This window comes from Burkholderia sp. 22PA0099, assembly GCF_047497165.1.
Classification (GTDB): Bacteria; Pseudomonadota; Gammaproteobacteria; order Burkholderiales; family Burkholderiaceae; genus Burkholderia.
In genome coordinates this window covers 2,046,637-2,067,398 of the sequence record NZ_CP163164.1, presented here as the reverse complement: position 1 = coordinate 2,067,398, position 20,762 = coordinate 2,046,637, and the positions used below count along the sequence as shown (strand labels likewise).

The window sequence follows — 20,762 nt, the reverse complement described above, 5'->3', positions numbered from 1 at the left end:
CGGAAAAAACCAATGGCACCGATCTATATCGCCATATTCGATCGCCGCCCGGCTGCCGGAAAACGGCGCGCACGCGCCGTCACGCGGCGACACGGCGTAACGAATATTCACCACGGCAACACGACAACGGGAAAACGCAACGCCAGCGTGGCAAACCACGCCAACGCCACCGCCCGCCTTGTCAGGCAAGCACCATCCGAACCGACGATCCACGCCCGGCGTTTCTCGATACGCGAACCGCTATATCGAGTGCCTCAAACGGGAAATTTGCCTCCCGCCTATGTTTGTTATTTTTCAGGTCGAGTCAGATTCTATCTATTTATTGATCGAATTATCCTTACCCTGAAACCCTAATTTCGAATTTTTATTAGGCGATCGTTTCGACTTGAGATTCAGTGAAACTGAAATGAACGCATGAGTAACCAATCGGCAATACCGGGATCAATCAACGCACACGCAATATCAGTCGCGAGGGAAATCGGGGCCGAGCGGCAACGCGCCGGCGCGTTCGAGCAGCAAGGCGCGTTCGCGGGCGTTGTGGGTGAGCGCGGCCGCGTGCATGAACGCCGCACGCGCCGCTTCGTGGCGCCCGAGCCGGGCCAGCAGATCGGCCCGCACGCCCGGCAGCCACGGGTAATGCGCGAGCGCCGGATCGTCCGCCAGCGCATCGACGAGCGCCAAGCCAGCGGCCGGCCCCGCCATCATCGACACCGCCACGGCGCGATTGAGCGCGACCACCGGCGACGGCGCAGCCTCGGCCAACGCATCGTAGAGCGCGACGATCTGCGCCCAGTCGGTATCGGCCGCCGTGCGCGCCCGTGCATGGCAGGCCGCCAGTGCGGCTTGCAAGGCGTACGGGCGGCGCCCCCCGCCCAACGCCTGCGCGCGTTCGAGCGCGGCCAGCCCGCGCCGGATCAGCAATGAATCCCAGCGGCCGCGATCCTGTTCGGGCAGCAGCACCGGCCGCCCCTGCGCATCGGTACGCGCATGCATGCGCGAGGCCTGCAGTTCCATCAATGCAAGCAGGCCGTGCACCTCGCTGTCGCCGGGCGCCAGCTCGGCCAGCACGCGGCCGACGCGGATCGCCTCGTCGGTCAGCGCCGGCCGCATCCAGTCGTCGCCGGCCGTGGCCGAATAGCCTTCGTTGAAGATCAGGTAGATCACTTCGAGCACCGAGCCGAGCCGCGCCGCACGCTCGCGCTCGTGCGGCACCTCGAACGGCACGCGCGCCGCCGCCAGCGTGCGTTTGGCGCGCACGATCCGCTGCGCGACGGTCGGCTCGGGAGCAAGGAACGCGCGGGCGATCTCGCCGGTCGACAGCCCGCCGAGCAGCTTCAGCGTGAGCGCCACGCGCGCATCCTTCGAAAGCACCGGATGACAGGCGATGAACACGAGCCGCAGCAGGTCGTCGCCGATCACATCCTCGCGCGCGGCCTCCAGCGTGTCGGCGACGTCCGGCACCGCCCACGCGTCGAGCGCATCGAGTTCCTGGCCGATCTGCGTGTGCTTGCGCGCGTGCCGCGCTTCCTGCCGCAGCCGGTCGAGCGCGCGCCGTTTGGCGGCCGTCATGAGCCATGCACCGGGGTTGTCGGGCACGCCCTCGCCGGGCCAGTGTTCGAGCGCGGCCACCAGCGCATCCTGGGCGACCTCCTCGGCCGCGCCGACGTCGCGCAGGATGCGCACGAGGTACGCGACGATCTTCGCGGCCTCGATGCGCCACACCGCCTCGATCGCGCGCTGTGCGGCCGTGCCGCTCACGCGGCGGCTCCCGCGCCCTCCCCGGCCACCGGCATGTACACCAGCTCCCACACATGCCCGTCCGGATCGGCGAAGGCCGCGCCGTACATCGGCCCCTGCTGCTGCGCGGGGCGCGTGGCCGCACCACCCGACTGCGCCGCCACCGCAACCAGGTGATCCACTTCCTCGCGACCGTCGCACGACAGGCACAGCAGCGTTTGCAGACGCTCGGCCGGGTCGCAGATCGCCTTGTCGGTAAAGCTCGAAAAGAACGGATGCGACAGCAGCATCGCGAAGATCGTTTCGCCGATCCGCACGCACGCGGCATCGTCATTGCTGAATTCGGGCACCGGCATGAAACCGAGCGCGGTATAAAACGCCCGGGAGCGCGCCACATCGCGCACGGGAAGATTGACGTAGATCTGGCGATGCATCGTGAGCCTCCTGATTCGATCGGCGGGGCCGCACGGCCCCTTGGGAAACGGTGTGGAACGCGCAGCAAAAAACGGCAGGCGCCCCCTCAAGCCCGGTGCGCAAGCTTCTCGGGGCCGAGCAGGCCGCCCGGTTCGAAATCCTCCGGCTCGTACAGTTGCCGGACCTCGATCGTGCCGTGTTCCAGCGCGCCGAACGGCGACGGAAAGCGCCGCGTCCATTCGAGCGCCTCGTCACGCGAGCGCACCTGGATCAGCGTGTAGCCCGCCACCAGCTCCTTGGTTTCGGCGAACGGCCCGTCGATCACGCGGCGCTTGCCGCCCTCGTGCTCGATGCGCCAGCCGTGCGAGGTCGGCCGCAGCCCGGCCGCATCGAGCAACACGCCGGCCTTCGCCAGCTCGTCGTGAAAGGCGCCCATCGCCTCCATCAGGGCATCGTCGGGCCGGCAACCGGCCTCGCTGGCGGGCGTGGCCCGCACCAGGATCATGAATCGCATGGCGTTCTCCGTCGGTTCGGTGGCGGAGCCGCGGTTCGCCGGCTCCTGACACGACGACGTTCGACACGCGGCGATTTCGACATCGATCTGGCGATCGACGGGTCAAGCCCTCGATTTACAGCGCCGGGGCGATCAAAGAAAGCACGGCCCGACCTCGCGAACCTCGACCGTGCACCACTCGGCGGCCGGGCACGCCTTGGCGATCGCCACGGCCTCGCCCTCGGTCGCGACATCGAGCAGGAAGAAGCCGCCGATCATTTCCTTGGCCTCGGCATACGGCCCGTCGACGACGCGCGACTCGCCGTTGCGGATCTGCACGCGCGTGGCCTTCTCCTCGGACACCAGCGATTCGGCCACGCGCAGCACACCGCGCGATTGCAGATCGCCGGCGAAGCGCAGCATCCGCTCGTACAGCGCGCGGCCCTCGTCCTGCGTGCGTTGGGCGCGCTGGCCCACGGGTTCGGCAATCAGAAGCACAAAAGCCATATTCCTCTCCGGTAATCGAACAACGGTGACGACGAAACAGCGTCGAAGACAACGGCAAGAACAATGCCACTCATTCTGAGCGCGCGGCGGATGAGCGTCCATCGACGCCCGGCAGCGGCTCGAACGGCTCCAACGGTCCACCTTGCCCCGGCCCGCCACCGCGCCGGCTTGCCACGACCGCCGCCCCGCCGAGCCACAGCAGGCCCGCCGCGAGGCCGGCCAGATGCCCTTCGGCGGCCACCGGGCCGCCGAGCCAGACGGCCTCGGCCGGCGGCGCACCGGCCACGAGCTGCCAGCCGACGCGCACGAACAGCGCGGCCAGCAGCCCGCGCCCGAGCCAACCGCGCCGCGCCAGCGGCGCGAGCCCGAGCACCGCGAGCGCGTAGATCACGCCCGACAGCCCGACGTAACGCTCGACACCGGGCGCAAAGGCCCACAACAGGCCGCCCGTGAGCGCCGCCAGCCCGACCAGCACCGGGCCGGCGCGGTGCCGCCGCGCCACGAGCGGCGCGCATACCGTCAGGCACGCCAGGTTCAGCGCCGCGTGCCGCCAACCCAGATGCACGCAATGCGCGCTGACGAGCCGCCAGAGCTGCCCGTCGCGCAGCGCGGCGCGATCGAATGCCAGCGCGTCGCGCCACGCGGCCGGCAACGCCTGCACGGCCACCAGCGCCAGCGCCGCCACGCACCAGCCGGCCCGGTGCGCCGTCATGCCGTTGTTCCTTGCATCGATAGCTCCCCGACCCATGACGCCAGCGTACCCGCGCGCGGCAGCCGGCACACCCTGGCCGGATGGCCAGGTTTCGTCTGTTCATTACATTTCACTGTCAATATTCGTCCGTAATCTTACTAATTCCTTCAACGACGAAAACTGCCATGAACCTAGCCATTCCGCGTTTCGTTCTCGTGTCGCTGGCCGCTGCGGTGGCGGCGCTTCCCGCGCACGCCGCCGCCGTCAGCGCCGGTTGCGGCGGTGCCGCCACGCCGATTGCCGAAATCCAGGGCAACGTCGCGCCGTCGCCGTTGAACCTGCAAACCGTCTCGATCGAGGCCGTGGTCACGGCCGATTACGGCGGCACGGATGGCTTCGGCGGCTTCTTCGTCCAGCAAGCCGATGCGCAGCGCGTCAACCAGCCCGGCGTGTCGGAAGGCCTGTTCGTCTACGCGCCGAAGCTGCGCGCCACCGCGGGCGATCTGGTTCACCTGACCGGCAAGGTCGAGGAAAAATATGGGCAGACGCAACTGACGCTGTCGGGCGCGATCGCCGTGTGCGCGAGCGGCCAGCACGTCACGCCGGCCACGCTCACGCTGCCGGTGGCGAACGCCTCCGCGTTCGCGGCGGTGGAAGGCATGCTGGTGCGCGTGCCGCAAAAGCTGACGGTCAGCGAAGTCTACGAACTGGGCCGCTACGGCAGCGTGCTCCTCAGCAACGGCCGCCTGTCGGTGCCCACCAACGCGGTCGCGCCGGCCGAGGCGAAGGCGCGCGCCGCCGCCAATGCGCTGAACCGCCTGATCCTCGACGACGGCTCGAACCGGCAGAACCCGGCCAGCGTGCCGTATCCGGCGCCGGGCCTGTCGGCCGCGAACCCGATACGGGTCGGCTACACGGTCGAGAACGTCGAGGGCGTGATGGAGATGCGCTACAGCGCGTGGCGCCTGCAACCGGTGCCCGGCGCGGCCGTGCCGGCCTTCGACGCGTCGGCCAACCCACGCGGCCCGGCACCCGCGCGCCATGCGCAGGCCGACGTGCGTGTGGCCTCGTTCAACGTGCTCAACTATTTCAACGGCAACGGCCAGGGTGCCGGCTTCGACGCGCCCGACAACCGCGGCGCGCCCACCTACGCGGAATTCCAGCGCCAGGAAGCGAAGATCGTCAGCGCGATCACGGCACTGCAGCCGGACGTGATCGGCCTGATGGAAATCGCCAACAACGGCTACGGCGACCTGAGCGCGGTGCGCCAGCTCGCGGCACGGCTCGGCGACCAATGGCGCGTGGTCGATCCCGGCGGCGACAAGCTCGGCGGCGACGCGATCAAGGTCGCGCTGCTCTACAACAGCCGCTCGGTCGAGCCGATCGGCAAGGCCGCCACGCTCGCGATCGACAACAAGAACCGCCAGCCGCTCGCGCAGACCTTCCGCCGCATCGGCGGCACACGCCCCGTGACGGTGGTGGTCAACCACCTGAAGTCGAAGGGCTGCACCGACGCCACCGGCCTCGATGCGGACCAGGGCGACGGCCAGAGCTGCTGGAATCCCACCCGCTTGCGCGCGGCCGGCCTGCTGGCCGACTGGCTGGCCGGCAACCCCACCGGCGTGGAAGGCGCGGGCGTGCTGCTGATCGGCGACATGAACAGCTACGCGAAGGAAGACCCGATCGCGCTGTTCGAGGCGCGCGGCTATACAAACCTCGCGGCGCGCTTCATCGGCGAGAACGCGTACAGCTATGTGTACAGCGGCGAAACGGGCTATCTCGATCACGCACTCGCGTCGGCCGCGCTGCTGCCGCGCGTGAAGGCCGTGCACGAATGGCACATCAACGCGGACGAGCCGATCGCGCTCGAATACACCTACGCCTACAAGAGCACCGCGCAGCGCACGAGCTTCTACGCGCCCGATGCGTATCGTTCGTCCGATCACGATCCGGTGGTGGTCGATCTGGCGCTCGCCGACTCTGCGGTGCCGGTGGACGACAGCAGCAGCGGCAACCCGGGCGGCTCACCCGCGACGGGCGGCGGTGCGAGCGATGCCTGGTTGTTGCTCGCGCTCGGTGGCGGCGCGGCGTTGGCGGCATGGCGCGCAAAACGCAAAACATGCACGCCGGGCTGACGCCACGGCGGCGGCCGGCTGGCCGGCTGCTAACGGCAAAAACTACAAGCCGCCCCGCCGCTTCGTGCAAAAAAGCATCAATCGCACGGCATTTCGGTGCCATCGCAAAATCGGGAGAAAAAGCGCCCTGCGGTGCACGGAATCGCCGGTTTTCGCGGCCTTGAACGCCTCGCGGCCGATTTCCGCCGAGCGCAAGCCCCGCAACGCTTTGCGGGGTGTCGCAAGGGTCGCTCCCGGGTCGCTCATGCCATTTTTACCGACACGCACATCGCGAGAATCGGCAAATTTCACCGCATTCCGAAGCCGTTACGAACGCAGCAAGAGATTTTGTTTCAATTGCGCAACCCCCTGTCCCGAAAGGACTTTTTAGAGATAGGGACCGACCTGGCACGCGAGTTGCGAAACTTGGGCCGAGAATGCGAATCTGATTCGGGCATGTCTCGTATCACCGACCCTTTTTTCTCGATCTCAAGGAGAACGACCACCATGGCACTCACGAACAGCATCGAAGACAAAATCGACCGAGGCATCACGGAACTGCGCCGCACCGGCCGCCGTGTTGCACGCGATACGCGCCACAACGCACACAACCTCAACTCGGACGTGAAAGACGACGTCCGCTCGCTCGTCGGCGAACTCGAGGACCTGCTGAAGAAGGAAGACGCGGACGTCGAATCGCTGCGCAAGCGCCTGAACAGCCGTCTCGAGGAAGTGCGCGGCACCCTCGACGACGCCACCGAAGACGCCCTGTACCGCCTGCGCTCGCATGCCCGCGAGCAGGCCGACCGCGTCTCGCAAGTGGTTCACGAAAACCCGTGGCAGACGGCTGGCGTGGTCGCCGGCGTCGCCTTCATCGCCGGCCTGCTGCTCGCACGCCGTTGATCCGAATCTGATTTACCCGCACGCACATAATCCAACTTGCAACGAGGAGAAAAAACCATGCGTCAAGCACTCATGATGAAAGCCGCAGCAGCCGTCGTCGTCGGCAGTTTCGCCCTGGCAGGCTGCACGACCACGCCGCCGAACGAGCCGCAAAGCGCAGCGGCCAATTCGTCGAAGCGTCAGGCGATCAATTCGAGCGTCGACGCGACGCTCTCGCGCCTGTATTCGACGGTGCCGGGCTCGCGTGAGCTGGTGGCGAAGTCGCGCGGCGTGCTCGTGTTCCCGAGCGTGCTGCAAGCCGGCTTCATCGTTGGCGCACAGACCGGCAACGGCGCCCTGCGCGTGGGCGGCAGCACGGTCGGCTACTACAACACCTCGTCGCTGTCGTTCGGCCTGCAGGCCGGCGCGCAATCGAAGGCCGTGGTGTTCCTGTTCATGACGCAGGACGCGCTCGACAAGTTCCGCAGCACCGACGGCTGGTCGGCCGGTGCCGACGCCTCGGTCGCCGTCGTGAAAATCGGTGCGAACGGTGCGGTCGATTCGAACACGGTCACGTCGCCGGTCGAAGCCATCGTGCTGACCAATGCGGGCCTGATGGGCGACCTGTCGGTCAACGGCACCAAGGTCTCGCGCATCAACCCGTAAGCGCGCCCGGCCCTTCGGGGCCGCCACGCCGGGAAGCGCCGCGGCTCGCGCCGCGGCGTTTTTTTGTCTGCGCGCAGGATAAGCCCCGGCGCCACGCTACCCGCCCTCGCGAGTTGCAGGCATACTCGCGGCATTCCGGGCACCACTGGATGTCGGCGCCGCCGGCGCGCGTCCACCCTAATTACAAGCCGTTCGAGCGACCTCATGGAAAGCGGGAAAGACCACCAAAAATTCTTCCACCTGTTGCTGGCCATCGTCACGATCGGCTTCTGCTGGATCCTCGTGCCGTTCTTCGGCGCGATCTTCTGGGGCACGATTCTGGCGATCCTGTTCCAGCCGGTACAGCGCTGGTTCGCCGCGCATTTCGGCAAGCGCCGCAATCTCGCCGCGCTCGTCACGCTGTCACTGATCGTGCTGATCGTGATCATCCCGCTGACCTTCGTGGCCGGCACGCTGGTGCAGGAAATCGGGCTCGCCTATCAGCAGATCAAGGCCGCGCAGCCGAACATGACGGGCTGGTTCCAGGAGATCGTGCACGCGCTGCCCGCGTCCATTCAGCGCATCCTGCGCAGCTACGGCCTGACCGACATCGGGAGCGTGCAGAAGAAGCTGACCGATGGCGCGGCGGCAATCAGCCAGTTCGTCGCGACGCAGGCCTTCAGCATCGGCCAGAACGCGTTCCAGTTCGTGGTCAGCTTCGGCATCATGCTGTACCTCGTGTTCTTCCTGCTGCGCGACGGCGGCGAGATCGGCCGCCGCGTGCGGCGCGCGCTGCCGCTCGACGAAGATCACAAGCAACTGCTGCTGACCAAGTTCACCACGGTCGTGCGCGCCACCGTGAAGGGCAACATCGCCGTGGCGCTCGTGCAGGGCGCGCTCGGCGGCTTGATCTTCTGGATTCTCGGCATCGACGGCGTGTTGCTGTGGGGCGCGCTGATGGCGTTCCTGTCGCTGCTGCCGGCAATCGGCGCGGGCCTCGTGTGGGCGCCGGCCGCGATCTATTTCGGCGTGACCGGGCAGATCTGGAAATGCGTGATCCTGGTGGTGTTCTGCGTGGGCGTGATCGGCCTGGTGGACAACCTGCTGCGCCCGATCCTGGTCGGCAAGGACACCAAGATGCCCGACTGGGTGGTGCTGATCTCGACGCTCGGCGGCATGGCGCTGTTCGGCATCAACGGCTTCGTGATCGGCCCGCTCGTCGCGGCGCTGTTCATGGCCACCTGGGACATCTTCGCGCGCGCCGATCAGAACCCCTGATTCACGCGCCCGCGACTCACCCAAACGAAAACGGCGCGAGCATCCTCGCGCCGTTTTCATATCGGCCGGCATCGCGCCGGCGGCAATCCAGCTCAGTCGAACTTGAAGCGCATGTCCTTCACGACCGTCTGCTGGCCCCAGAGGAACGTGCAGGTGCGGCCCGTTTCGGCGACCACCGCATCGTTGCCGCTGCCCTGCGTTTCGTCCACCGGACGGCAACCGCCCGTGATCGACACGGTGCGCGTGCCCTGCTTCGACAGCGGGAATTCGTTGCTGTCGTCGTCGGGCACCGCGTGCGTGAGCGTGACGCTCTCGACGTAATCGTCGGGCAGCATGAACACCGGCGCGTCGTCCACCCACAACGTGTAGTAGTCGTGCTTGAACGGCGTCTGCTCGATGCAGAGCTTCGATTTGTGCGTGCCTTGCGTCTGGGTCTGGCAAAGCGGCGCGGCGTGGGCCGCGGCGGCAGCGCACAGCAGCGCCGCCGCCAGGCCCGCGCGCAACGCGAGTCGTGTCGTCATGTCTGTTTCTTCCCGGAATATGAGGCGGAGTGGAATAGTCTGGCGCGGCGCCGATGCACGAGATTGCGCATCGATGCCGGCCGCTGCCGTGATCCGCTTTCGGCGCGTGCCATCTTACTAAACTCCGGACACCTGATGAAAAAAGCCCGGCCGGGCTCGTGCTCGGCCGGGCCTGATTTCCCGGTGTGAACGACTCGGCAGCGCGTCAGAACGTCGTGCGCAGCCCCACCATCACGCTGCGGCCGCCTTCGGGCGCGATGTCGCGCACCACCGAGCTGGCGTAGCGGATGTCCTGGTTCGTCAGGTTGTCGCCGCGCACGTAGGCCAGCCAGTGCGTCGCGCCCATCCGGAAGCGGTAGGTCAGCACCAGGCCGAGCGACGTGTAGCCGTCGGTCTGCAGGTCGTTCTCGGGCACGCGATGCTGCGCCCAGGCATGCGTGAGCTGCGCACGCGCGCCGAACGGGCCATAGCCGTAATCGGCGGCCAGCGTGGCGCGCAGCGGCGAAATGCGCGGCAGCGGCTCGCCCGTCTCGGCGTTGCGCGCGTGCGTGTAGTCGCCGCTCAGTTCGAAATCCAGACGATGCGCGCCCTTCTGGAACGCGCGCCACTTGCTGTCCCATTCGATGCCGTAGAACTCGGCGCGCACGCCACGGTAATTGGCCTCGCTGAGCGCGTCGGCGGTGCCGGGGGCGACCGGTTCGCCGTCGTCGTCGACCAGGCGGCCGGTGTTGAACTCGGTCAGGTAGTTCGTGAAGCGCGTGTAGAACACGCCGATGCTGCCTTTGTTCGGGCCGCTCGCGTAGCGCAGCGAGAGGTCGGTCGAGATCGCCTTCTCCTTCTGCGCGGCGGGGTTGCCGATCAGGTACTGGCCGGTGGCGTCGTGCGGGCCGTTCGCGTACAGCTCGTAGAAGGTCGGCGCGCGCTCGGTGTACGACACGCTGCCGGCCACCGACCACACCGGGTTCAGCTTCAGCAGCGAGCCGAACGACACGCTGCCCGCGTTGAAGGTGCGCGCGCTCGCGCCGGCGAAGCGTTCGTTGCCGGCCGGCGTCGGATCGACCTTGATGTGCTCGATGCGCCCGCCCAGGCTGAACCTCAGCGCCTCGGTGGCCTGCCACTCCTCCAGGCCGAACAGCGCGACGTTGGTGGTTTGCGTGGTGGGCACCAGCGCTTCCTCGCCGAGCGCCGAAAACGTGTTCTGCGAGGCCTGCACGCCCAACGCGCCCTCGAACGGGCCGATCTTGCGATGACGCGCCTCGATGCGCATTTCGTAGCCGTGGTTGCGGAACGTGGTACCGGTCTCGCCGTTGTCGATTTCCTTGTGTTCGTAGTCCGTATAACCGAAGTCGAACTTCAGTTGCGAGATCGGGCCGGCGATGTTGCGGATCTCGGACGATGCGGCCAGGTGCTGCTGACGCATGCGCAGGCGCACGTCGCTCTTGGCCACCGAGCCGTAGTTCGATTCGAAGCCGCTGTACGACAGGCCCGCGTAGCCGTCGGCCCAGGTGTAGGCGCCGCCCACCGCGCCGCCATGCTGGCGGCCATCGCTGTTGGGGATGTTGCCGGAGGTCTGCTCGGCGTCGGGGCCGTCGAGCGCGCGTTGGCGATCCGAATGCGCGTAGCCGGGAATCCGCAGCTTGCTGGTTTCGCGATCGAACGCATCCACGTGAAACGCGAAGCGGCCGTTGCCGCCCTCCACCATCGCGGCCCCGGCGCGTGCGTCGTTCGCGCCGCCATAGCTGGCGTCGACCGCGCCCGACACGCCCTTGATCACCTCGCGCGGAATCCGGTTGTCGATGCTGTTGACCACGCCGCCGACCGCGTTGCCGCCGTACAGCAGCGCGGCCGGCCCGCGCACGATCTCGACGCGCTCGACCGTCAGCGGGTCCTGCGGCACCGCGTGGTCGTACGACAGCGACGACGCGTCGAACGCGGCCACGCCGTTGCGCAGCAGGCGAATGCGGTCGCCGTCCATGCCGCGGATGATCGGGCGGCCGACCAGCGGCCCGTAGGTGGTGGTCGACACGCCGGGCAGGCCGTCGAGCGAGCCGCCGAGCGAATCGGCGCGACGCAGCGCGAGTGCGTCGCCACCGATCGAGGCGGTCGGCGAGATCAGCTCGGTGTCGCCGGTCGGGTTCGCGGTGACGAACACGGGGTTCAACGAGAGCGCCGGCGTAGGCGTGGCAACGGCTGGGGCGGAGGTGGCCGCCGACTGCGCATAGGCCAGGCTGGCGACGAACATCAGGGTCAGGGGCGGCAGCCCGCGCGCGGCGGACAGGGAACGGGAACGGACGGAGTCGCGCATGGTGAACGGTGGTGGTGTCGTGAAATGAAGGCCGAACCCGAGCCGACACCGCGGTATCACCCATCAATACGTCACGTTATAACGTATCATTTCGGCCGCGCAATGAGCCGTCACGAATCGACGACCTCCACGCGACCCGGCCGGGCGGCACGCGCGGGGTCGAAATCAAGTTGAAAACAAACTGATTGGGATATGTTATATCATTTCAGTTTGTAACAACAAGCACGGCAGCCGAAAGAATCTGCGGAGAGGTTTTGTCAGGCAGGGAAATGGCACGTGGCGCTTCGTTGCGAAGCGCCACGTGCCGGTCATGGCCGGCGACGGCAGACGCCTTGGGGCACCGCGCACGCGCCCAAGCAGGATGAAAGCCGGTGAAAGCGGATGATGGGCAAGACTTCGTAAGCGTCTTTAATCGCGCTTAATCGCCCGAAATTGACTCTGCGGCACCGCACCAGAACAATGGGAACTGTCTCGCGATCGCCTTCCGGCAACCCCGGTTCCAGGTGGTCAGAGGCGGCCAGACTCCAGTCGGACTCCCCCTCTAGACTGGAACATTGCGAGCCACGGAGCGATCCGTGGCTTTTTTTTGCGCTCAGGCGTCGGCCGCCACGCGCAGCACGAGCTTGCCGCGATGGCTGCCGTCGAACAGGCGGTTCAGCACGTCCGGCGCGTTCTCCAGCCCGTCGGCCACGGTTTCCTCGGCCTTGATGCGCCCGTCGCGCAACCAGCCGGCCAGTTGCTGCACGGCTTCGCGGTTCTTGCGGTAATCGAGGATCAGGAAGCCGCGCATCGTCAGCCGCTTCGAGATCACCACGCCGAAATCGTCGCCGGCGCGGCCCTGGCTGTTGTAGTTCGAGATCACCCCGCACATCGCCACGCGCCCGCCGATCACCATCCGCGACAGCACCGCGCGCATCACCTCGCCGCCCACGTTCTCGAAGTCGACGTGCACGCCGTCGGGCGTGGCCGCCTTCAGCGCCTGCTTCCAGTCGGGCGCCTTGTAGTCGACGGCCGCGTCGAAGCCGAGCGTGTCGGTCAGGTAGCGGCACTTGTCGGGGCCGCCCGCGATGCCGACCACGCGCGCGCCGTGGATCTTGCCGATCTGCCCCGCGATCGAGCCGACCGAGCCGGCCGCCGCCGACACCACCAGCGTCTCGCCCGGCTGCACCGGCGCGATGTCGGTCAGCCCGTAATAGGCCGTCAGCCCGCTCATGCCGCAAGCGCCGAGCAGCGTCGGCAGCGGCAGCCCGAGCTCGGGCAGCTTGAGCAGCTTCGGCGCGTCCTCGGCCGTCACATGCGCATAGTCCTGCCAGCCCACCAGGCCCTGCACCAGATCGCCCACGGCGAACTTCCCGGCGCGCGAGGCCACCACGCGGCCGATGCCGAGCGCGCGCATGGTTTCGCCGATCGCCACCGGCGGCAGGTATTGCGGGATGTCGCTCATCCACACGCGGTTGGTCGGGTCCATCGACAGATACAGCACGCGCACCAACAGTTCGCCATCGTGAAGATCAGGCAGCGGCGTCTCGACGAGCGAGAAATGTTCGGCGCCGACGCGCGCTTCGGGGCGCGCCTTCAGGCGCAACTGGCGGTTGACGGTATCAGGCATGGTGTCTCCTCGATAAGGGGAAAAGCGGCGGATCGGGCCGGCCGCGCGCTCACATCGCGCACAGCCCGCCGTCGATCACGAGTTCGGCGCCGGTCACGTAGCGGCTCTCGTCGGACGCGAGATAGATCGCGGCCCAGGCCACGTCGTCCGGTTCGCCGAGCCGGCCCATCGGCACGCCGCGCGCGAGCTTGCGGGTGGCCGCGTTCTCGCCGAGCTGCTGAAAGAACGGCTCGACGATGCCGGTGCGGATGAACGACGGATGCAGCGAATTGCAGCGCACGCCGGTTTGCTTGCGCGCGCAATCGACGGCGATCGATTTGGTCAACGAAGCCACCGCCGCCTTCGACGCGTTGTAGGCCGTGTATTCCGGTTCGTGCTTGAAGGCCGCGACCGACGACACGTTGATGATCGACGCCGGCTGGCTGTCGCGCAGGAACGGCAGCGCATGGCGCACGCCGAGCACGATGCTTTCGACGTTGATGTCCATCACGCGCCGCCATTCCTTCTGCTCGATCTGCTCGACGGTGCCGAGCGACCCCACGCCCGCGTTGTTGACCAGCACCGACAGGCCGCCCATCGCCGTGTTCGCTTCGGCGGCCAGCGCCTGCCAGCGCGCGTCGTCGCGCACGTCCTGCTCGGCGAACCACGCCATGCGGCTACCGGCCGCCGCGTTCAGCTCGGCCACCAGCGCTTCGAGCGCGGGCTGCTGCGCGGCCACGTCGGTCAGGAACAGCTTCGCGCCATGTTCGGCCATGCGCGCCGCCATCGAGCGGCCCAGCCCGCCCGTCGCGCCCGTGATGAAGGCATGTTTGCCCGCGAGCCGCGGCGTTCCGATCGTCGTCATGCTTGCTCCTCGAATTCGTTGCACACGGCGCCGCTGCGCCGCGCGTCGCCACTATACCGACAGATATCCACCGTCGACGTTGAGCACCGCGCCCGTGGTGTAGCTCGCCGCCGGCGAGGCGAGAAACAGGATCGCGCCGGCCATTTCCGACGGCGCGGCCACGCGGCGCATCGGCACATGCGCGAGCACCTGTTCGAGCACGGCCGGATTCTTCGTCAGCGCCGACGCGAATTTGGTGTCGGTCAGGCCCGGCAGCAGCGCGTTGCAGCGCACGCCGCCGGCCGCGCATTCGACCGCGAACGCCTTGGTCATCGAGATCACCGCCGCTTTCGTGATCGAGTAGATGCCCTGCTTGTCGCCCGGAATCACGCCGTTCACCGACGCGACGTTGACGATCGCGCCGCCGCCGTTCGCGGCCATCCGGCGCGCGCCGTGCGTCGACATGAAGAAGTAGCCGCGAATGTTGACGTCGACGGTCTTCTGGAACGCGTCGAGCCCGGTGTCGACGATCGGGCCGTAATACGGGTTCGCGGCGGCGTTGTTGACGAGGATGTCGAGCCGGCCATGCCTCGCGTCGAGCGCGGCGTAGAGCGCCTCGATCTGCTCGGGCTCGCCGATATGGCAGGCGGCCGGCTCGGCCGAGCCGCCGTCGGCGACGATCGCGTCGGCCACCCGGCGGCAATCGTCGATGCGCCGGCTCGACACGATCACATGCGCGCCGCAGGCGGCGAGCAGGCGCGCGGCCTCCTCGCCGATGCCGCGGCTCGCACCGCTGACGAGGGCGATCCTGCCGGACAAATCGAACAGATCGGGTGCGGTCATCGTGATGGATTCCTCTGGATAATAACGAAGGGATGCGGCCTGGCTCGGCGGCACTCAGCGATGCGTGACGAGCGCGGCGTCGGCCGCTGCGTCGAGATGTGGCCAGGCGTTGTAGGTAATGAGCCGCGCGCCGCTGCGGCCCGCATGGATGCGCGACACGCTGGTGTTGACGAGCGGCCAGGCGAAATCGAAGCCGCGCTGCGGCGGCGCGCCGGCCAGATGCGCGACGATCGCGCCGATCGGCCCGCCCGACGACACCACCCAGGTTTCGCCGTCGCGCGCGGCCCCGGCCTCGGCCCCGGCCTCGCGCAGCAGCGTGTCCCACGCGTCGAGCACCGCCGCGCGGAACGCCGGCCACGGTTGCGCGTAATCGGCGTCGGCCTCGCCCGAAGTCCAGCGCGCGACGGCGCCCGAGAACAGCGCCTGGAACGCGCGGCGCGGGTCGGCGGCGCGCGCCAGCTCGGCCAGCAGCGCGTCGCGCGAGGCGAGCGCGGGCCGGTAGCGCGCGATCAGTTCGTCGGAATCGAGTTCGTCGAGGCCGGGCAGCACGCGCAGCGGCGGTGCGACGCCGGCCGCCTGCGCGCAATGCAGGGCGGTTTGCGCGTGCCGGCGCAGCGTGCCGGTCACGATCGCGGCGGGCTGCGCGCCGCGCGCGGCCATCCATGCACCAAGCCGCGCCGCCTGCGTCTCGCCGCGCGCCGACAGGCAATCGTAGTCGGCCGCCTCGAAGCTGGCCTGCGCATGGCGGATCAGGACGATCTCGCTCATCGCGCGGCGCCCCCGGCGGCGATGCGCGCGCGGCAGCGCTGCGTCAGGTAGCGCACCGCGTCGCCGAAGCCGGCGAACGCCGGGTTGGTGGTCTGCCCGAGCACGTAGCGGCGGTAGATCTGCTGGATGATGCCCATCAGCCGGAACAGCCCGAACACCTCGTAGAACGCGAAGCCGCTCACGTCGGTGCCGGTGCGCGCGCCGTAATAGGCCACCACCTCGTCGCGCGTCATCATGCCGGGTGCGTGGGTGGGCTGGCGGCGCATCGCGCGGAACGGCGCGTCGTCGTCGGCCTGCACCCAGTAGGCGAGCGAGCCGCCGAGATCCATCAGCGGGTCGCCGAGCGTCGCCATCTCCCAGTCGAGCACGCCGACGATGCGCAACGGATCGTCGGGGTCGAGCACCACGTTGTCGAAACGGTAATCGTTGTGGATCACGCAGAGCCGGCCGTCGTGCGCGGGCTGGTGCGCGTCGAGCCAGCCGGTCACGTCGGCGGCCGGATCGGTGCCGTCGGTCAGCGCGCGCTGCCAGCGCTCGCGCCAGCCGCTCAGTTGCCGCGCGACATAGCCCTCGCCGCGGCCGAACGCGGCTATTGCCGGCGCGGTGGCATCCACCGCATGCAGCTCGATCAGCCGGTCGACGAAGCGCTCGCAGAGCCGGCGCGTGCCGGCCGCGTCGAGGCCCAACTCGGGCGGCAGATCGCGGCGCAGGATCACGCCGGCCAGCCGCTCCATCACATAGCATTCCGAACCGGTCACGGCCGGGTCGTCGCAGCGCGCGACGATCGCCGGCACCCACGGGTAGGCGGGCTTCAGCGCGGCCATCACGGCCGCCTCGCGCAGCATGTCGTGCGCCGAGCCGGCCTTCGCGCCGGCCGGCGGGCGGCGCAGCACCAGCTCGCGGCCCGGGTAGGCGATCAGGTAGGTCAGGTTCGACGCGCCGCCGTGGAACTGGCGGATCGTCGGCTCGCCGGCCAGGCCCGGCACCTGCGCCTTGAGAAACGCGTCCACCTTGACGGCGTCGAGCCGGTCCTCGTCGCGCACTTCGCGGGCGGCATCGATCGGCGCGCTCATGCCGCCGCTCCCGCCAGCGCCTGGGCCTGACGCTTGAATTCGAGCCGCGCCACCACGCCGCGATGCACCTCGTCCGGCCCGTCGGCCAGCCGCAGCACGCGCGCATAGGCATACAGCGCGGCGAGCGGCACGTCGTCGGACACACCCGCGCCGCCGTGGATCTGGATCGCCGCGTCGGCCGCCTGTTGCGCGACGGCCGGCACCGCCACCTTGATCTGCGAGATCAGGCTCAAGGCGGCCTTCACGCCGTGCGTGTCGATGGTCCAGGCGGCCTTCAGCGTCAGCAGACGCGCCTGCTCGATGGCGATGCGCAGGTTCGCGACGATGTCGGCGTTGCCGCCAAGCGCCGCCAGCGGCTTGCCGAACGCGCTGCGCGCCTCGGCGCGGCGGCACAGCAAAGTCAGTGCGCGTTCAGCCGCGCCTAGCGCGCGCATGCAGTGATGGATGCGGCCCGGCCCGAGCCGGCCCTGCGCGATCTCGAAGCCGCGCCCCGGCCCGAGGATCACGTTCGAGGCCGGCACGCGCACCTGGTCGAAACGCACCTCGCCGTGGCCCGACGGCTCGTCGAAATGATGGAACGCCGGCAGCATCCGCTCGATCGTCACGCCGGGCGCGTCGAGCGGGCACAGCACCATCGTGTGGCGGCGATGCGGCTCGGCATCCGGGTAGGTCAGGCCCATGAAGATCACGACGCGCGCATGCGGATGGCCGATGCCGGTGGACCACCACTTGCGGCCGTTCAGCACGAACGCATCGCCGTCTTGCACGGCGGTGGCCTGCATGTTGGTGGCGTCCGACGAGGCCACCTCGGGCTCGGTCATGCAGAACGCCGAGCGGATCTCGCCGGCCAGCAACGGCGCGAGCCAGGCGCGCTGCTGCTCGGGCGTGCCGTAGCGCGCCAGCACTTCCATGTTGCCGGTGTCGGGCGCGTTGCAGTTGAACGCCTCGGGCGCGATGAACGAGTGGCCCATGATCTCGGCGAGCGGCGCGTATTCGGCGTTGCTCAGGCCCGCGCCGCCCAGTTCGGTTTCGGGCAGGAACAGGTTCCACAGGCCCGCCTCGCGCGCCTTGCGCTTGAGCGCCTCCATGGTGGCCGGCTGCCGCCAGCGCCGCCAATCCGCGCCACCGGCCAGCTCGGCCGCATAGCGGGCCTCGGCGGGCGCGATCTCGTCGTGCATGAAGCGCGTCAGCCGTTCGGCGAGAGCCTGGCTGCGAGCGGTCGGCGTGAAATCCATGAGATCGTCCCCCGTTTGAAGTGACGCCCAGCCTACGCCGATCGCACCGATCGATGAAATGAATGTTCTTCATGGCAGGTCATCAGCCAAAGTAATATGCTGGCTTCCCGCCTTTCGCCGCGCCGCCCCGCCCGTGACTTCCGACCTGCGACTCGACCTGAACCTGTTCCGCGTGCTCGACGCGATCTACGTGCACGGCGGCATCAGCGCGGCGGCCCGCGCGTTGCATCTGACCCAGCCGGCCGTCACGCACGCGCTGAACCGGCTGCGCGCGCATTTCGGCGATCCGCTGTTCGTGCGCCAGGGCAATCGCGTGACGCCCACCGAGCGCACCCGCGCCGTGATCGCCGACGTGCAGCGCCACCTGAAGGGCCTGCAGGCCGCCGCGCACGTGCAGGCGCATTTCGATCCGGCCAGCGTCGAGCAGCGTTTCGTGGTGGGGATTCGCGACGTGCTCGAATCGATCGCGCTGCCGCAACTGGTCGAACGGCTCGCGCGCGAGGCGCCGCGCATCACGCTGGTGAGCCGCCGCGTGGCGCTGGCCGAGGTGGGGCGCGAGATCGCCAGCGGCCAACTCGATCTGGCGATCGAGCGGCGCGTGCCGGCCGGGCCGCAGGTGGTGCGCGAGACGCTGGCCGACGACGCGCTGTGCGTGGTGCTGCGCCGCGATCATCCGCTCGCCGCGGGGCCGCTGCGCCGCGCCGATTACTTCGCCGCGCGCCACGTGACCGTCTCGCCGCTCGGCGAGCCGAATTCGCTCGATGTGCTGCTGGCCGCCGATGGCCGCTATCGCCAGATCCAGCTCGTCTGCCAGCACTATTTCGCGGCCTGCCAGATCGCGGCGGCCGGCGACCTGCTGCTGACGCTGCCGCGCTCCTACGCACTGCGAATGACCGGGCTGCTGCCGGTGGTGGCGATGCCGCTGCCGCTGCGCGTGAAGCCGTATGCGATCCACGCGTACTGGCACGAATCGCGCGATGCCGATGGCGCGCACCGCTGGTTTCGCGAACGGGTCGCGACGATCGTGCGCGCCGCCGCGCTGGGCGGCGGCGAGGAGCCGGCGATCGCCAACGCCTGAGCGCGCGGCACTCAGGTTCGACAACTCGCTTAACAACGAGCGGCACGCAACCCGTTTATGCTGTCGACACGCCCCACCCGCCGAGGAACCTCATGCCCCTGATCCACGCCGCAGCCGAACTGGCTGCCGATGCCCCGAACTACGTCGTCGACATCCAGGCCGGCGCCCATCGCTTCCAGGGCGACGAAGCCGAACGCGAAGGCGGCCGCGGCGTCGGCCCCGCGCCGTTCGAACTGCTGCTCGCGAGCCTCTGCCAATGCACCGCGGCCACGCTGCGCATGTACATGCAGCGCAAGGAATGGCCGGCGGTCAAGCTGCACGTCCACGCCGAGCTGCACGCGGACCACGACGGCACGCAATACGTGCGCCGCACCATCACGCTCGACGGCGAACTCGACGACGCGCAACGCACGCGGCTCGGCGAAATCGCCGAGAAAACGCCGGTCACGCTGTTCATCAAGCGCGGCACGCGCATCGACACCACGGTGCGCTGAAGCCGCCGCAACCGTCACGCACAACGCCGCGCCCATAAAAAAACCGCGCCCCGGCCGTCACTGGCCGGGGCGCGGTTTTTGCTGGCGCGCTTGAATCGGTTCCGCTCAGATCCCGAGCGCCGACAGGTCGAGCCGGTCGTCGGCCGAGGCCGGCGGGCACCAGAAGAACGCGCCCGTCACCGGCTGCGTGAAGCGGAACAGGCCGTCGAGCACGCCGTCGGTCGCACCGACCATGCGGCGCATCTGCACCTCGAACGCGCGGAACGAATGGCCGAACGCCACGAAATACAGGCCCGCGCGGCGCTCGTCGGCCCACGGCGCGGAGCGGCGCAGCACCTTGGCCTCGGGCGTGAAGCTCTCCTGCTCGGTGCGCTTCACGTGCGCATAGGCCGGCGCATCCTCCAGCTCCTCGTTGTCCGACTTGCGGCGGCCGACGATGCGATCCATCTCGTCGCCCTCGATCGCGTTCATCGCGGGGAAATCGTGCACCCATTGCTGCACCGCGACGAAGCTCGCGCCGTCGAGGCCCGCGCCCTTGCCGGTCACGAACGCGGTCTCCACCGCCTCGTCGCCCTTGGGGTTTTCGGTGCCGTCCTCGTAACCGGACAGGTCGCGGTCGTCGGCGTAGCGGAACGCGTTGGCGGCGCTGTCGAGCACGAAGGCCGGCGCCAGCAGCGTCTCGATCGCGCGCGAGCGCAGCGTGATCTCGCCGTGATCGTCGCCGCGCAGCCACACCCACAGCGCGACCTGCGTGGACGGCACCGGCGCGCCCGGCTTCGACAGGTCGGGGAACGGCTTCAGGCCGTCGATCTTGCGGTCGAGCGCCTGCACAAGCGACGGGCCGACGCCCACCACCGTGCGCGCCGCGTCGGTGGCGTCGCGCAGCGCGGCCAGCGCGCGCGGCACGTCGGCGGGGTCGGCGATCTGGAGCGACAGGTAACGGTTGGCCGGCGGCAGCGGCGACAGGATGCCTTGCTGGATGGTGCTCATCGTGATGTGCGTCAGTGGCGGTTGCGGTGGGGACGGGAATCGAGGGCCGGATTGTCCCATACGCGACGAGCGGGCCATGCGACATGGCGACCGTCGCCGTGTCGATTCGGCAACAGCTTGGCATTACCTCCCGGGCGCGATTACAATCCCGTAATCGGGCGGGTTTTCGCCCGACGGTGATGCGGCGCCCGCCGCCTCGCCCTCATCCACGCTCCATCGCTTACGTTCAAGGGAGGTCAAACGATGCGTCACAAGCCATCAC

General features: G+C 68.7%; 21 protein-coding genes. 7 read left to right on the top strand and 14 right to left on the bottom strand.

Annotated elements, in window-relative coordinates; all coding sequences use genetic code 11:
* Positions 1–12 precede the first annotated feature (12 nt).
* Entirely contained in the window at positions 13–354 is a 342-nt protein-coding gene (locus tag AB4851_RS09210; protein WP_414446930.1) for a hypothetical protein, read from the top strand.
* Positions 355–462: 108 nt separating this feature from the next.
* Here AB4851_RS09210 and AB4851_RS09205 read toward each other — a convergent pair whose 3' ends face one another.
* The 5 genes from AB4851_RS09205 to rrtA all read right to left on the bottom strand — a co-directional run bounded on the left by AB4851_RS09205 (position 463) and on the right by rrtA (position 3,863).
* Complete coding sequence (locus tag AB4851_RS09205) at positions 463–1,758, bottom strand: RNA polymerase sigma factor (RefSeq protein WP_414446929.1); 1,296 nt, start codon at positions 1,756–1,758, stop codon at positions 463–465.
* Positions 1,755–2,171, bottom strand: coding sequence for a VOC family protein (locus tag AB4851_RS09200; RefSeq protein WP_414446928.1), 417 nt, complete (start codon positions 2,169–2,171; stop codon positions 1,755–1,757). The genes AB4851_RS09205 and AB4851_RS09200 overlap by 4 nt, the downstream gene beginning before the upstream one ends.
* A gap of 86 nt (positions 2,172–2,257) precedes the next feature.
* Positions 2,258–2,665, bottom strand: coding sequence for a YciI family protein (locus AB4851_RS09195; RefSeq protein WP_414446927.1), 408 nt, complete (start codon positions 2,663–2,665; stop codon positions 2,258–2,260).
* Positions 2,666–2,797: 132 nt separating this feature from the next.
* Positions 2,798–3,151: a YciI family protein gene (locus AB4851_RS09190; protein ID WP_414446926.1), complete on the bottom strand. Its 354-nt coding sequence runs from the start codon at positions 3,149–3,151 to the stop codon at positions 2,798–2,800.
* Positions 3,152–3,221: 70 nt separating this feature from the next.
* Positions 3,222–3,863 carry a rhombosortase gene (gene rrtA, locus AB4851_RS09185; RefSeq protein WP_414446925.1) on the bottom strand — a complete coding sequence of 214 codons (642 nt, stop codon included), beginning with the start codon at positions 3,861–3,863 and terminating at the stop codon, positions 3,222–3,224.
* A gap of 164 nt (positions 3,864–4,027) precedes the next feature.
* Between rrtA and AB4851_RS09180 the strand changes: the two genes are divergently transcribed.
* The 4 genes from AB4851_RS09180 to AB4851_RS09165 all read left to right on the top strand — a co-directional run bounded on the left by AB4851_RS09180 (position 4,028) and on the right by AB4851_RS09165 (position 8,761).
* The gene (locus AB4851_RS09180) at positions 4,028–5,977 is read left to right on the top strand and encodes an ExeM/NucH family extracellular endonuclease (protein WP_414446924.1); all 1,950 of its coding nucleotides are present in this window, start codon (positions 4,028–4,030) and stop codon (positions 5,975–5,977) included.
* A 486-nt stretch (positions 5,978–6,463) separates the two neighbouring features.
* The gene (locus tag AB4851_RS09175) at positions 6,464–6,859 is read left to right on the top strand and encodes a DUF883 family protein (protein ID WP_414442012.1); all 396 of its coding nucleotides are present in this window, start codon (positions 6,464–6,466) and stop codon (positions 6,857–6,859) included.
* Between the two features lie 57 nt (positions 6,860–6,916).
* Positions 6,917–7,504, top strand: a complete 588-nt coding sequence (locus tag AB4851_RS09170; protein ID WP_414439897.1) for a YSC84-related protein — start codon at positions 6,917–6,919, stop codon at positions 7,502–7,504.
* Positions 7,505–7,708: 204 nt separating this feature from the next.
* Entirely contained in the window at positions 7,709–8,761 is a 1,053-nt protein-coding gene (locus AB4851_RS09165; protein WP_414446923.1) for an AI-2E family transporter, read from the top strand.
* 92 nt (positions 8,762–8,853) lie between these two features.
* Here AB4851_RS09165 and AB4851_RS09160 read toward each other — a convergent pair whose 3' ends face one another.
* From AB4851_RS09160 to AB4851_RS09125, 8 genes are all read right to left on the bottom strand, one after another.
* The gene (locus tag AB4851_RS09160) at positions 8,854–9,282 is read right to left on the bottom strand and encodes a hypothetical protein (protein ID WP_414439899.1); all 429 of its coding nucleotides are present in this window, start codon (positions 9,280–9,282) and stop codon (positions 8,854–8,856) included.
* 205 nt (positions 9,283–9,487) lie between these two features.
* Entirely contained in the window at positions 9,488–11,587 is a 2,100-nt protein-coding gene (locus AB4851_RS09155) for a TonB-dependent receptor (protein ID WP_414446922.1), read from the bottom strand.
* A gap of 592 nt (positions 11,588–12,179) precedes the next feature.
* The gene (locus tag AB4851_RS09150) at positions 12,180–13,196 is read right to left on the bottom strand and encodes an NADP-dependent oxidoreductase (protein WP_414446921.1); all 1,017 of its coding nucleotides are present in this window, start codon (positions 13,194–13,196) and stop codon (positions 12,180–12,182) included.
* A 49-nt stretch (positions 13,197–13,245) separates the two neighbouring features.
* Positions 13,246–14,040 (bottom strand): SDR family oxidoreductase, encoded by a 795-nt coding sequence (locus tag AB4851_RS09145; protein WP_414446920.1) that lies wholly within the window; start codon positions 14,038–14,040, stop codon positions 13,246–13,248.
* A gap of 51 nt (positions 14,041–14,091) precedes the next feature.
* Positions 14,092–14,862, bottom strand: coding sequence for an SDR family oxidoreductase (locus tag AB4851_RS09140; protein WP_414446919.1), 771 nt, complete (start codon positions 14,860–14,862; stop codon positions 14,092–14,094).
* Between the two features lie 54 nt (positions 14,863–14,916).
* On the bottom strand, positions 14,917–15,630 hold the full coding sequence (locus tag AB4851_RS09135) for a histidine phosphatase family protein (RefSeq protein ID WP_414446918.1): 714 nt from the start codon (positions 15,628–15,630) through the stop codon (positions 14,917–14,919).
* Positions 15,627–16,703, bottom strand: coding sequence for a phosphotransferase family protein (locus AB4851_RS09130; RefSeq protein ID WP_414446917.1), 1,077 nt, complete (start codon positions 16,701–16,703; stop codon positions 15,627–15,629). Before AB4851_RS09130 ends, AB4851_RS09135 begins: the two co-directional genes overlap by 4 nt.
* Entirely contained in the window at positions 16,700–17,938 is a 1,239-nt protein-coding gene (locus AB4851_RS09125) for an acyl-CoA dehydrogenase family protein (protein ID WP_414446916.1), read from the bottom strand. The genes AB4851_RS09130 and AB4851_RS09125 overlap by 4 nt, the downstream gene beginning before the upstream one ends.
* A 133-nt stretch (positions 17,939–18,071) precedes the next feature.
* Here AB4851_RS09125 and AB4851_RS09120 point away from each other — a divergent pair, with 133 nt between their 5' ends.
* Both AB4851_RS09120 and AB4851_RS09115 read left to right on the top strand, forming a co-directional pair.
* Positions 18,072–19,016, top strand: a complete 945-nt coding sequence (locus tag AB4851_RS09120) for a LysR family transcriptional regulator (protein WP_414439907.1) — start codon at positions 18,072–18,074, stop codon at positions 19,014–19,016.
* A 92-nt stretch (positions 19,017–19,108) separates the two neighbouring features.
* Positions 19,109–19,510 carry an OsmC family protein gene (locus AB4851_RS09115; protein ID WP_414446915.1) on the top strand — a complete coding sequence of 134 codons (402 nt, stop codon included), beginning with the start codon at positions 19,109–19,111 and terminating at the stop codon, positions 19,508–19,510.
* Between the two features lie 105 nt (positions 19,511–19,615).
* On the opposite strand, the gene AB4851_RS09110 is transcribed toward AB4851_RS09115, so the two are convergent.
* Positions 19,616–20,500, bottom strand: a complete 885-nt coding sequence (locus AB4851_RS09110) for a Dyp-type peroxidase (protein ID WP_414439909.1) — start codon at positions 20,498–20,500, stop codon at positions 19,616–19,618.
* Positions 20,501–20,762: the final 262 nt, after the last annotated feature.